12 protein-coding genes are annotated in these 13,574 nt (G+C 55.0%); all 12 read right to left on the bottom strand.

Translation table 11 applies throughout. The features are described 5' to 3' along the window. Positions 1 to 95: 95 nt before the first annotated feature. Positions 96 to 758: a protein phosphatase CheZ gene (gene cheZ, locus H7850_RS04895; protein WP_227368296.1), complete on the bottom strand. Its 663-nt coding sequence runs from the start codon at positions 756 to 758 to the stop codon at positions 96 to 98. A 34-nt stretch (positions 759 to 792) separates the two neighbouring features. After that, positions 793 to 1,182, bottom strand: a complete 390-nt coding sequence (gene cheY / locus H7850_RS04890; protein WP_227368295.1) for a chemotaxis response regulator CheY — start codon at positions 1,180 to 1,182, stop codon at positions 793 to 795. A gap of 73 nt (positions 1,183 to 1,255) precedes the next feature. Beyond that, positions 1,256 to 2,317 carry a chemotaxis response regulator protein-glutamate methylesterase gene (locus H7850_RS04885; RefSeq protein WP_319799263.1) on the bottom strand — a complete coding sequence of 354 codons (1,062 nt, stop codon included), beginning with the start codon at positions 2,315 to 2,317 and terminating at the stop codon, positions 1,256 to 1,258. Positions 2,318 to 2,380: 63 nt separating this feature from the next. Next, positions 2,381 to 3,301 (bottom strand): CheR family methyltransferase, encoded by a 921-nt coding sequence (locus H7850_RS04880; protein WP_413614138.1) that lies wholly within the window; start codon positions 3,299 to 3,301, stop codon positions 2,381 to 2,383. Between the two features lie 2 nt (positions 3,302 to 3,303). After that, the gene (locus H7850_RS04875; RefSeq protein ID WP_227368293.1) at positions 3,304 to 5,493 is read right to left on the bottom strand and encodes a PAS domain-containing methyl-accepting chemotaxis protein; all 2,190 of its coding nucleotides are present in this window, start codon (positions 5,491 to 5,493) and stop codon (positions 3,304 to 3,306) included. Positions 5,494 to 5,568: 75 nt separating this feature from the next. Continuing rightward, positions 5,569 to 7,254, bottom strand: a complete 1,686-nt coding sequence (locus H7850_RS04870; protein WP_227368291.1) for a methyl-accepting chemotaxis protein — start codon at positions 7,252 to 7,254, stop codon at positions 5,569 to 5,571. A 345-nt stretch (positions 7,255 to 7,599) separates the two neighbouring features. After that, entirely contained in the window at positions 7,600 to 8,115 is a 516-nt protein-coding gene (locus H7850_RS04865; protein WP_227368289.1) for a chemotaxis protein CheW, read from the bottom strand. Beyond that, positions 8,112 to 10,247, bottom strand: coding sequence for a chemotaxis protein CheA (gene cheA / locus H7850_RS04860; protein ID WP_227368288.1), 2,136 nt, complete (start codon positions 10,245 to 10,247; stop codon positions 8,112 to 8,114). The genes H7850_RS04865 and cheA overlap by 4 nt, the downstream gene beginning before the upstream one ends. Positions 10,248 to 10,266: 19 nt before the next feature. Beyond that, a complete protein-coding gene (motB, locus tag H7850_RS04855; protein ID WP_227368286.1) occupies positions 10,267 to 11,223 on the bottom strand; it encodes a flagellar motor protein MotB in 957 nt (318 codons plus the stop codon). Continuing rightward, complete coding sequence (motA, locus tag H7850_RS04850; protein ID WP_227368285.1) at positions 11,220 to 12,092, bottom strand: flagellar motor stator protein MotA; 873 nt, start codon at positions 12,090 to 12,092, stop codon at positions 11,220 to 11,222. Before motA ends, motB begins: the two co-directional genes overlap by 4 nt. Positions 12,093 to 12,274: 182 nt before the next feature. Then, positions 12,275 to 12,871 (bottom strand): flagellar transcriptional regulator FlhC, encoded by a 597-nt coding sequence (flhC, locus tag H7850_RS04845; protein ID WP_227368284.1) that lies wholly within the window; start codon positions 12,869 to 12,871, stop codon positions 12,275 to 12,277. A 3-nt stretch (positions 12,872 to 12,874) separates the two neighbouring features. Further along, positions 12,875 to 13,204, bottom strand: coding sequence for a flagellar transcriptional regulator FlhD (gene flhD, locus H7850_RS04840; RefSeq protein ID WP_227368283.1), 330 nt, complete (start codon positions 13,202 to 13,204; stop codon positions 12,875 to 12,877). Positions 13,205 to 13,574: the final 370 nt, after the last annotated feature.

The raw sequence follows: 13,574 nt of genomic DNA, 5'->3' as shown, positions 1-13,574 counted from the left end.
GTCGCGCGTAAAGAGGTGCGCATGAGGATGGGAGGCGAGCGCTAAGAGGAGCGGTGTCTAAATCATTGAGCCACGAGATACGAATCGAGCGACACTTAAAAGCCCAGAGAATCCAGCAGATCGTCCACCTGATCCTGGTCGTTGACCACGTCCGGGGCATCTGGATTGACCTGTGGGCCGTTGACCAGGGAGTTCTCGCGCTCGTTGTCCATGGCCTTGCGTAGCTCCTTGCGATCCTGATCGCTGGGGACGCTGTCGAGCAGTACCTGCACCAGCTGATTCTCGATCTGCTTGATCACGTCCATCATTTTCTTGATGACCTGACCGGTCAGATCCTGGAAATCCTGAGCCATCATGATTTCCAGCAGCTCACCGTTGGTCGCCTGGGTCTGGGACGGTATAGAAGCCAGATACTCACGGGTATCGACAACCAGCATCTTGGCTTCGTCCAACTCCTTGGGCTCGGCAAACCACTCGGCCCAGCGCCCATCGAGCTCATTGGCCCGAGCTTCCAACCCTTCCTGAATCGGCTGCGCCCGGTCGATGGCATTGAGCGCTCGCTCCGCGGCCTGCTCCGTCATCGTTGCCACGTAGCTCAAGCGGTCCCGTGCATCCGGAATGGCTTCCGCGGCTTTCTCGACCTCCTTATCCAGGCCCAGCTCCCGCATGTTCTCTCTGAGCATGCGGGTTAATTGCCCGATTCTTAGAACGAGATCATCGGACTGGAACTGTACGGGTTGTTGCGTATCACCGCTCATGGTTACCCTCCTCGCTGCCTGTTATTTTCGAGGCTCACTTACCCAATTTCTCGAAGATCTTGTTGAGTTTTTCTTCAAGAGTCGCCGCCGTGAAAGGCTTGACCACATAGCCGTTGGCTCCGGCTTGCGCTGCCGCGATGATGTTCTCTTTCTTGGCTTCCGCGGTAACCATCAATACCGGTAATTCTTTCAAGGCATCGTCGGCGCGAATCTGCTTGAGCATCTCCAGGCCATCAAGATTAGGCATATTCCAGTCCGAAACGACGAACTCGAAGCCACCGCCCCGGAGCTTGCTCAAGCCCTCCTGCCCGTCCTCGGCTTCTTCTACATTGGTGTAGCCCAACTCCTTGAGTAGACTGCGGACGATGCGTCGCATAGTGGGAAAATCGTCTACCACCAGGATACTCATGTTCTTATCGGCCATTTTCAAACCTCGTTATTCATTCAATTGTTTATTGCTGCACTATTGACTGGTTATTCACCTGATTGGTGATTCATCAAACCCGTTGGGCACGACCCGAGGCGGCCACGCGCTGCATGATCTGGCTCGCCATCTGGTCGAGATCGACACTTTCCATCGCCCCACCCAAGGCCACCGCTTCCCGAGGCATACCATAAACCACGCAGCTGGCTTCGCTTTGTGCAAGCGTCTGTGCGCCGGCCTGATGCATTTCGAGCAAACCCGCCGCGCCATCCTTGCCCATACCGGTGAGAATGACGCCTATGGCGTTACGCCCGGCATACTGCGCTGCGGAATGAAACAGCACGTCCACGGAAGGACGATGCCGATTCACCGGAGGCCCGTCGTCCAGTCGCGCCACATAGTTGGCGCCACTGCGAGCCAATTTCAGATGAGCATCTCCCGGGGCGATGTAGGCATGACCCGGTAGAATACGTTCGCCCTCTTCCGCCTCCTTGACGGTAATCCGGCATAAACGATTAAGACGCTCGGCAAAAGAACGGGTAAAACCGCCGGGCATGTGCTGAGTGATGAGAATCGCTGGGCTGTTGGCAGGCAGCGGTTCGAGCACGGTACGAATGGCTTCGGTGCCACCGGTCGACGCCCCGATGATGATCAGTTTTTCACTTGAGATCAGTGGCGCCTTGAGCGCCGCCGGGGGTGTTTCATCCTTGCGCCGGGCGGTACGCGGTCGCGATCTGGCGGCAGCGCGTAGCTTGTCCGCGATCATGTTGGCGTAATCAAGCATGCCGCTACGAATACCCATCTGCGGTTTGGCGATAAAGTCCACCGCGCCGAGCTCCAGTGCACGCAGAGTGATCTCGGAACCGGCCTGAGTCAGTGACGACACCATCAGTACCGGCATGGGACGAAGGCGCATCAGTCGGTCAAGAAAATCCAGCCCGTCCATTCGCGGCATTTCTACATCCAGCGTCAGGACATCAGGATTAGTGCGTTTGATGAGATCCCGCGCAACCAGTGGATCCGGAGCCGTAGCCACCACTTCCATATCCGGCTGCGAATTGATTATTTCAGTCATCAAATCACGAATCAGTGCTGAATCGTCTACGCAAAGCACCTTGATCTTGGGTGAGCTCAAGAGCCCTCTCCTTTCCATCACTCTATCTGCAAGAGGCAGGTATAGTTTCTGTTATTAATTTGTTTATCGGCCGGAGGACGACTGACTTAAGGATGAATTAGCCAGCTCATACACCGTCTGCCCACGCAGACGAAACGCCTGACTAATAAAAGAAAAGTTCTCGGAATGACCCGCAAACAAAAGTCCATTTGGTTTGAGAAATGGCACGAAACTTTCGAGTATTTTTGCCTGAGTCGACTTATCGAAATAGATCATGACATTACGACAGAAAATCGCATCGAAGCGCCCCTCTATTGGCCATTTGGGTGCCAGTAGATTGAGCGGCTTGAATTCGACCATTGCCGATATTTCCGGTCTTATTCTGGCCTGGCCGGAACGAGCGCCACTTCCCCTCAGAAAGAATTGCTTGCGCCTGGCCTCAGCCAGCTTGGCTACCTGATCGATCGGGTAGACCGCCTCTCGGGCCTTGGCCAAGGCATCGGTATCGATATCCGTGGCAATGACCTTGGCGTCCCGCGCTTTTGCGCCGAGGGTCTCGCTCAACTGCATGGCAATGGAATAAGGCTCCTCACCGGTAGAGGCTGCTGCACACCATATGCGTATGGGGCCACTCTGTTTGAGCACATGGCTTGCAAGTAGCGGAAAGTGGTGCGCTTCACGAAAAAAGGCGGTGAGGTTGGTAGTCAATGCATTGGTGAAGGATTCCCATTCAGAGGAATCCGGCTTGCTCTCCAGACGCGCCAGGTAATCGGCAAAACGGGTCAATTTATGCTGGCGCAAACGACGCGCCAGCCGACTGTAGACCATTTCCCGCTTATGCTCCGCCAGCACGATACCGGCACGCTGATAGATCAACTTACGCACACGTTCGAAATCCGCATCGGTCATTTCCAGATCACGCTCGAGGCTGCTTACCCAGCCGCCTTGACGAACCGGTTCAATCGAGGCAACGGCACTCCCGGTGATGGACCGATGGATTGTCATGTTCAGAAAGTCTCCCATTCACTATTCGAAGGCACCTGACGTTCATCCCGGGCTATTGCAGAGGTTTGAGCGGCGGCTTGAAAATCACTCTGTGCGTTGCTTTTTTGACTCTCGCGTCTAGCCGTAGCCGCTTTGAAGCGAGTTTCCCGAGCTACCGTCTCTTGACCACTACCGCTCAGACGCAGCACCGCAATGGCATTGGCCAGCAGCGACACCTGCTCATTCAGGCTGTTGGACGCGCGAGCAGTGGACTGCACCCGCTCGGCATTCTGCTGGGTAACCTCATCCATCTGTGTGATCGCCTGATTGACCTGCTCGATACCCTGGGTCTGTTCATCCGAGGCCATGGAAATTTCCTTCATGATGTCGTTGACCTTGAGTACCGCTGTCACGACCTCCTCGATGGATGCCTCGGCTTGTTTAACTAATTCGGCCCCGCCGTTGATTTCTTTAGCGGAATCATCGATCAATGTACGAATTTCACTGGCGGCGTTCGCCGAGCGCCCGGCCAGATTGCGTACTTCCCCAGCGACTACGGCGAACCCTCGGCCTTGCTCCCCTGCCCGAGCGGCTTCGACGGACGCATTGAGCGCCAGGATATTGGTCTGGAAGGCAATGGAATCGATGACACCGATGATCTCGGCCATCTTTTTCGAACTGGCGGTGATGTTTTCCATGGTGCCGACCATCTGCTGCATGACCGCACCACTTTCGCTCACCGCATCGCTGGCGCTACCTGCCAAATCACTGGCCTGGCCTGCATTACCTGCGTTCTGGCGTACCGTGGCGGTCATCTCATCCATGCTCGACGCAGTCTCTTCCAACGAGGCGGCCTGCTGTTCGGTGCGGGTCGAAAGGTCCTCATTGCCCTGGGCGATTTCCCTGGAAGCAGGTCGTACCACCTCAACGCTACGATTGACGTCCGTGACGATGCTGCTCAGGCTCTTGCGCATGGCATCGAGGGCTTGCATCAATCGACCGAGTTCATCATCGCGCTGGCTGGGGAGAGTGGCACCCAGGTTGCCAGTGGCAATCTGCTGGGCAAAGCGCATCGACTCGCGGATTGGCCGACGAATGGCCCGAATGGTGACTATTCCCATGACACATAAAAAAAACACCCCTAGCGTCAGAAGCCCTGCTTGAAAGAACAGCATGTTGCGCTGTTGAACCTGAGCCTGCTGCGCCATGATCTGCGCCGAGGCCCGTTTGCTCTCGACCAGGGTCGAAATCGCCTGGGAAAGCTCGCCACCACTGGCCTGCAGCCTGGGCACGAACTCCTTGATCGCGGTAAATGCCTTGAACTGATCTTCGCCACCTAGAATTTCGGATGCAGCCGACAATCCTTCATGCGTATAGCCTTCGAGACGTTTCCCGAACTCGGCCGCCAGCGTCGTCTGATTGACGGCGCGAGCAACATAGTCGACCCATAGACCATCCAGCTGACTGGCCAGGCTTTTGAGCTCTTCGGCATGCTGTTGGCGTGCGTTCAGGAGATCCAGGGCGGAGGGTTGGGACAAGCTCTGATGACCCTGGGCTACCAGTTGATCCATACGTTGCAGGCGGGCTATATCCTCCAGGCCATCCTGAGTAAGCGCCTCTAGTCGCTGACTTGCAGTTTCCAGCGACACCATGCCCAACCCGCTGCTGCCCAGCAACAAGACCAGCGCCAGACCAATCATGGTTACCAGACGACCCTGCAATGAACGCAGCTGTATGCGCTTCAACCATCCCACCAGGCCGGTACGCTCGATACGGCCATTATTCAAGCGCACGCCACGGGTGCGACCATCGCGTATATCTGCGTAGATGCGATCGGCATATTCACACTCGTCAGGGGCTGGCTTTATTCTTAGCGAGGCATAGCCTCGCACCTTGCCGTTTTCCATGATGGGCGAAGCACTGGCATGTACCCAGTAATGGTCGCCATTCTTGCGCCGGTTCTTGACCAAGCCGCTCCAGGTTTTTCCCGCTTCAAGGGTCTGCCAGAGATTGGCGAAGGCGGCTTCAGGCATGTCCGGATGACGCACGATACTGTGGGGTGCGCCGATCAATTCCTCGTGGTCATAGCCACTGACCTCGATGAACGCCGGATTAGCGTAGGTGATACGACCTTTCATATCGGTGCGCGTGATCAGATAATGCTCCTCCGAGAGCACATACTCGCGCTGAGTCACTGATGAGTTATTGTGCATATAATTTTCCCTACTCTTTGCAAGGCCCCTACGTGAGGCAATCGGTATAATTTTTTTATTGGCTTTTCTTGTTGCTTAGAACTCTCCCCACTCCTCTTCCACCTTCTGCGCTCGAGCAGGCTCTCGCTCCGGCACTGAAGCGCCGGCACGCGGCAAAGTTCTTGTCGATTCTTCGGGATTTGGATCAGCTGCCGGCGGCGCTGTATGGCGCTCGTCTTGACCATCGGTGAGACGAAATAGCATGACGGCCTCACTCAGCGCTTCGGCCTCTCCCGCCAATGCCTGGGCCGAGGAGGCAGCCTGCTGCACCAGGCCGGCATTCTGTTGAGTAACCTGATCCATCTGACTGACGGCCTCGTTGACCTGACCGATGCCATTGCTTTGCTCCTGAGAGGCAGCCGCAATCTCATCCATGATGTCGTTGACTCGCTGTACCGCAGCGACGATCTCGCCCATGGTGCTACCTGCCTGATCGACCAGCTTCGAGCCGTTGTCCACTCGGCTGACCGATGCCTCGATCAGACTACGGATCTCCTTCGAGGCATCCGAAGAGCGTCCTGCCAGGTTGCGGACTTCCTCGGCCACCACGGCGAAACCACGCCCCTGCTCGCCAGCCCGGGCCGCCTCAACCGAGGCATTGAGGGCGAGGATATTGGTCTGAAAGGCAATGGAATCGATGACATCGATGATGTTCACAACCTCATGCGAACTGGTACTGATGCCATGCATCGTTTCCACCACCTGGTCGACCACCTCTCCGCCCTGAGTCGCGGTGCGTGACGCCTCTTGGGCCAGCTTGCTTGCTTGACGTGCGTTCTCGGTATTCTGGGAAACCGTGGAGGTCAGCTCTTCCATGCTCGAGGCGGTCTCCTCCAGGGAGGCTGCCTGCTGTTCGGTGCGCGAGGAGAGATCGCCATTGCCTTGCGCAATGCTTTGAGCGTCCAGATGAATGCGCTGACTGCCATGGCGCACCTTGCCCACGGTGTGGGACAGACTCTCCTGCATCTTTGCCATCGCTGCGAACAGTTTGCCGATCTCATTGTTGCCATGTCGCTCGATACGTCCCGAGAGATCCCCTTCGGCAATGCGCTCGAAATGGCTGACAATTCGCTTCAATGGCTGGATGACATTGACGGTGATGCCTCGCAATATGACGAGAATCATGATCAGGGAAACGCCAAGGGCCACCCCGATAGCGACTTTCAACATCGTCGCGATGGCGCTAAAGTCGGTATAAAGCACATCCCCTTTGACGCTGACGGCGTCAAGAAAGCTATCGACACTACTCTGAAATGCATCATTGAGTGGCTGGGTCGAAGCGATATTTTCTCTGTATGTCGCTAGATCCAGATCCAGTAGCGCAGCAATCTGAGGCGCCAGGGATTCGTCAACCAGTCGCTGATAGTTCTCTTCGACCTCGGCAACCAATTCGGCATGTTCAGGGAGTACCGGAATGTCGCTAAACCGATCGAATGTCTGATGTATATCCTCGAGAACATTCGGGAGATTATCTATCTGAGGCTCCTGATTTCCCCATGTTGTGCCGTTGAAACGTCCGTACTCTTCCACGATCGACAGGCGCAGATTCAACAGCTGACTGTTGGCCCGATTGAGCGCGGACTGCTGCTCGACATTGACCTGATTGAGTGTCCTCAATGACTGTTCGCTATACTGCACCGCATAGCCACCCAAGGCGCTCAATCCCACTATCACCCCGGTAAATACCACCAGGACAAGTATCCAGCTGGTTCTTACCGTCATATTCCTGAGTCGATTCATATCCCCCCCTATCGGATTGGCCATTTCGCCCACCACGTTGCTTTTTATTCACTTCGCCAAAAACACTAAAAAACCAAAAATTGATTTTTCTAAGACAAGGAACCTCCAGAAATATGATTTGTAAAATTTATCGGCGTGATAGAGATCATTCTTGATAGCTTGTTGTTAAACGAAGGGATAAAAACAAAATTTTTTATTTTAATTTTCACAAAAAACGCATTATTTAAATAAATATTTTCAAATTAAATAAGAAAAAAACCCGACAAAATAGAATAAAAAAGGGCGAAGGTATTTACCTTCGCCCTATTACTACCAGTAACGTTATCGTCAGTGTGTCGTTTTATCGACCAGCGCCATTTCCTCACTGGTAAGCAACTTGTCGATATCCACCAGTACCAGCATACGATCCTCCAGACTCCCCAAACCGCTGAGATAATCCGAGGACATGGTAACGCCGAACTCCGGAGCCGGCTTGATCTGATCCGGGCTCAATGTCATGACATCGGAGACGCCATCGACGACGATACCCACCACACGCTCACCGACATTGACCACTATCACGACGGTCTGACCGCCATACTCGATGTTATCGAGATGAAACTTGATACGCAGATCGACGATCGGCACGATGACGCCGCGTAGGTTGGTCACCCCCTTGATGAAATCCGGTGCGTTGGCAATGCGGGTGACATTTTCGTAGCCACGAATTTCCTGCACCTTGAGAATATCGACGGCATACTCTTCTTCGCCCAGAGAGAACACTAGGAACTCGCTGCTATGAGCATCGAGGTTGGCAGCATTGGCTTGTTGCAATTGAGCATTGGCTTGAGATACGGCGGTCATGACGTAAGCACCTCCTGAGTGGGCTTGGTTGAGTTGTGGCTAGCTTGTCCGGTTTTACGCCGGCTGAGGCGATGCAGATCGGCAATATCCAGGATGAGCGCGACGCTGCCATCGCCAAGAATGGTGGCGGCGGAAATACCCGGCACCTTGCGATAGTTGGTTTCCAGGTTCTTGACCACCACCTGCTGCTGACCGATCAGATCATCGACCATCAAGGCATAGCGGCGCCCCTCTCCCTGCACGATGACCACGATGCATTCCGTGAGCTCGGTGCGTGCACCATCAATGTCGAGCACCTGATGCAGTGCGATCACCGGTAGATACTCATCCCGCACCTTGAGCAACTGATCGCTGCCCGCCATGGTGTAGAGATCGTCTCGGCTCGGCTGCAGTGATTCGAGCACTGTCCCCAGAGGCAGAATGAAGACTTCCTGACCGACCTTGATCGACATGCCGTCGAGAATCGCCAGGGTCAATGGCAACACGATGCGAGTCGTGGTGCCCTGACCTTCCCGAGAAAGAATCTCGACATGACCGCCCATGGCCTGAATGTTTCGCTTGACCACGTCCATGCCAACACCGCGACCGGACACATCGCTGACCTGCTCAGCAGTGGAGAATCCAGGCGCGAAGATCAGCTGCCACACCTCGTCGTCGCTCATGCTGTCCGAGACCGCCAAGCCGTTCGATTCCGCCTTGGCCAGCAGCTTGGCGCGATTGAGACCGGCGCCGTCATCGATCACTTCGATGAGAATGTTGCCGCCCTGATGCTGGGCGGAGAGCGTGAGCTTGCCGCCTCGAGGCTTACCCTTTGCTTCGCGAACATCCGGGGATTCGATGCCGTGATCGAGACTGTTACGCACCAGGTGGGTCAATGGATCGATGATGCGTTCGATCAAGCTCTTGTCGAGCTCCGTGGACTTGCCTTCAGTGACGAGTTCCACGTCTTTTTCCAGCTTGTCCGCTAGATCCCGCACCAGCCGGGGGAAACGACTGAATACGTAATCCATGGGCATCATGCGGATCGACATCACCGCTTCCTGGAGATCCCGAGCATTGCGCTGTAACAGATTGAGCCCGTTGTGCAGGGCGGTGTGAGTGATGCCATCGATTTCGCTGGCAGTCTGATCCAACATCGACTGAGTGATGATCAACTCGCCCACCAGATTGATGATCTGATCAACCTTGTCTACCGGCACTCGCAGAGAGGATTCGCCGCTGCCATTTTTCGCCTTGCCGCCTTGAGGTTTACCTTGAGCCTTGGCAGCCTTTGTCGGTGCAGAGGCTTCAGGGGGCGCTGACGTTTCAACCTTGGCAGCCGAAACACTCTCAGCCGCTATCGCTTCGTCAGGTTCAGCGGCTTGTTCGGGCTCATCGATTTTCTTGTCAGCACTTGAAGCAGCCGATTCTTGGTTCGAAGCCTTGGCAGTAGTGATCTCGAGTTGCTCGTCATCGATGATGAAACACATCACCGCTTCGATATCCTCGCCGCTCACCCCGGTTTTCAGGGTCACTTCGTAGCGCTTGTCGTCGCCTTGCTGTTCGATCACGCTGCCCAACTGCTCCAGCTCCTCGACCAGCAAACCGCGGTCCTTCTCGGCAACATTCAGCAGGGCAACGCATAGTGTCGCTTCCTGCCCTGCATTGCTTTCGTCGTCGGCAGCTGCCGTCGTCCCGGATTCCTCGACCGGTTCGGGAGTTGGAGCCGGCTTGGTTTCAGGCGCATTCTCGCCACCACCGCCGCCCAGCTCATCCAGCGCCATCTGCTTCAAGGTCTTGCAGATTCGCTCAAAAGCCTCCTGGTCGGGCTCCTCGCCATTGCGATAGGCATTCAACTGATCGTGCAGCATGTCCTTGGCTTCCAGAAAGGTGTCGACGATATCCCGACGCAGGGTAAGCTCGCCGCGTCGGGTATGATCGAGCAGGTTCTCGAGAATATGGGTGGTCTCCTGAAGCACCAGGAAGCCGAAGGTTCCAGCGCCCCCCTTGATGGAGTGAGCAGCACGAAATATCGCATTGAGCTCCTCCGCGTCAGGTTCATCGACATCCAGCTCCAGAAGAAGGCGCTCCATGTCACCCAGGAGTTCCTCGGCTTCTTCGAAGAAAGTGTCATAGAAATCTGTGATATCCATGGGCTAGTCCAGTTGGGTCTCAGAGGGCATCGCCGACGACGGGCGCCGGCGATACCGAACTCGGTAAAACATTTATTGTTTCCACTTGTGTTGCCGGCATTTCCATCCCGTTCTCGAAGGTAGTATTGGGTTGTGGCCAGCTACGCATGCTTTGGCGCTCGATCAAATTCGCTGCACGCTTATCCAGCACGACGATACTGATGCGCCGATTGGCAGCATCGTTGGCCTCAGTTTCGTTGAGCGGCACCCGTGACCCCATGCCGGCTACTCGCAGTAGCCTCTCGGAATCGAGACCGCCTGCCACCAACTCGCGCCTTGATGCATTGGCACGATCCGCGGACAGCTCCCAGTTGCTGTAGCCTTTTTCACCATTGATGTAAGGCACATTATCGCTATGGCCACTCAAGCTGATGCTGTTAGGCAACTCATTGAGCACTGGCGCGATGGCGCGAAGAATGTCACTCATATAAGGTGCGACGCGATCGCTGCCGCGTTCGAACATCGGCCGGCGATCGGAGTCGACGAGCTGAATCCTGAGCCCTTCTGAGGTAAGGGACATGCGCATCTGTGGCCGCATGTCCCGCAGATTCGCCTTGCTTTGGATGACCGCTTCGATACGCCGCTCGAGATCGATCAAGCGCTGTTGTTCGTCGCTGGTGCGAGTCTCTTGACGACGATCTACGCGCTCCTCCTCACCGTTGATATGCGCAGGATCCGGCCCGCCACCAGGAATGGCACTGGCACTGGCGGTATTCTTGTCGCCCCCGGCCATAGCGACAGGCAAGGGCGTGCGAAAATACTCGGCAATGGTCTTGAGCTCAGACTCATCCGCCTGAGCCAGAATCCATAACACCAGAAACAGGGCCATCAGTGCCGTCATGAAATCCGCATAGGCGATTTTCCAGGCGCCGCCATGGTGGCCACCCTTCGCCACTTTCTTGCGCTTGACGATGATGGGGCGATGAGCGCCACTCATGAACCACCCGCCGTATTCTTGGTCGAGCGCACATGCTCCTCGAGTTCATTGAAACTGGGACGCTCGGCGGTAAATAGCGCCTTACGCCCAAACTCCACCGCCAATTGCGGGGCATAGCCATTGAGACTCGCCATCAAGGTGACGCGAATGCACTGCAACATCTTTACAGCCTCGGTCACCTGATGAAGAATGCGAGACGCCAGAGGATTGACGAAGCCATAGGCCAGCAGGATGCCCAGGAAGGTGCCGACCAAAGCATTGGCAATTAAGATACCCATTTGAGCGGCGCCCTGATCCGCTGCGGCCAATGAATGCACCACTCCCATGACCGCCGCCACAATACCGAATGCTGGCAGGCCATCGCCGACATTTTGCAGGCCGTGTGCCGGTACCTCTGCTTCGTGCTGGAAGGTCTCGATCTCGTGTTCCATGAGGGCATCGATCTCGAAGGGGTCCATGTTGCCGCTGACCATCAGGCGCAGGTAATCCGTGAGAAACCCCATGATCATGGGATCGCTCAGCAATGTGGGGTATTCGGCGAACAGGGCGCTCTCCTGTGGCGCATCGATATCACGTTCGATGGCCAGCATACCGTCGCGTCGTGCCTTGGCCAGCAGCTTGTACTGCAACGCCATGAGCTCCATGTACATTATCTTGTTGTACTTGTTGGTGCGCTTCAATTTGGAGAAGGTACGCAGGGTGGCTTTGATGGTCTTACCGTTATTCGACGCCAGGAAGGCACCAACCGCCGCGCCGACGATCATGATGATTTCAGCGGGCTGGTAAAGCCCACTAAGGTGACCACCGATCAGCAAATAACCGCCGAATACGGAGCCGATAACAACCAAGTAACCGATAAGAATTAGCACGTGGAAACACCCTTGCCGTGAACCGTTGGACTTGTAATGGATTATCGGCAGAGGGGGAAACAGCTTGAGGCAACCGGCTGAAAACTTATGCGCATCGGGGTCGTCAAGAAACAAAAAAACCGCAGTGTGATGACACTGCGGCTGGTGGGTTCACATCGAATCATTGCCCCTTGAATACGGGGCTAAGCGTGACGCTTGACCAGAAGCTGGCTAGTTCGCTTGTCGATCGTTGCGGTAGGTGTCACCTGCTTCTCTTCTTCACGTCGCTTGCGAGTCTTGCCGGCCCTCGAGGGAGGCTGACAGATACCGCATACGAAATCGTGTGAAGGCGTATGTGCATGCATGACATAGTGACCGGAACAGCCGGTACATTTGCATAGCTCGAGCAGGTTGCTCTCGAAGAAGCGCACTAGCGTCCAGGCCCGGGTCAGACCAAGAACCGGTTCCGCTTCTTCCAGTGCCAACTGCTCCAGATAAAGCTTGTAGGCCCGCACGAAGGCGTCCATGCGTTCACACCCGTGATCCTGCACCAGCCGCTGGTAGATATTGTAGAAAAGCGACGAATGTATGTTGGGTAGCCAAGTGATGAACCAATCCGTTGAAAATGGCAGCATACCCTTGGGAGGGGACATACCGCGCACTTCTTTATACAGCTTGATCAGACGCGCCCGGCTTAGGTCGGTTTCGGTCTCCAGCACCTGCAGACGGGCACCGAGCTCGATCAGCTCGATGGCCATCCGCACCTGGTGCATCTCGGTGACCAGGCTTTTCTGAGTCATGATTTAACCCCTTGCCTGAGCGAGCGAAGCCGTGGGTACGGAGGCCATCAGCAGCGCGGCATGGGTCTGTCCCAGTCCCTGCTCCCGAGGATCGTTGGTCAATTTCAGCAGCTGCTCTGGATTGTCGAAGCACAGACGACACAGAAGCTGGTTGGTACGAGAAAGCTGACCCAGCTGTTTGATGGACAAGGAAGCGAGCAGATCAGCCATGGATTCGCTCAGCTTGAGGCGGAACATTGCCGTTGCACGATCTTCGTTCAACAGACGCTGTACAAGTAGCAGATAGGACAGATTGATGTCTTGGATATCTTCTAGAAGGCTGTCGATTGTCATGATGTTATTCCCTGCGTTTGCGTTTTTCATTTGGTTTTTTTATTAGGCTTTCGCCTAGCTGTGTATGACTCTAATGGTCATTATTTATTGTGCCCCTGTCACATTTGACTTAGTTCTAATGCTTTAGGACAGGTGTATTTTGAGACCTTTTTATGAGCCATTGCAATAGGTGTGTCGCAAAAAAATGACGAATGCGTTACCGAAATGTAATCAATCGAGAAAAACGCGCATAACTTGCTGCTTTATAAAGCGATTTTTTTTAACGCATAATGCAGAAAACCCCGCATGCGGGGGCTTCACGAGAGGTCAAGAGATTGAAACGATCGTTTGCGTTTAATTTACCATACTAATTTAAACGCAAAAACGATAG

The organism is Halomonas sp. M20 (assembly GCF_020622265.1).
Taxonomy (GTDB): domain Bacteria; phylum Pseudomonadota; class Gammaproteobacteria; order Pseudomonadales; family Halomonadaceae; genus Modicisalibacter.
Note: the sequence above shows the minus strand (reverse complement) of the source record. Positions and strands in the feature narration are given on the sequence as shown.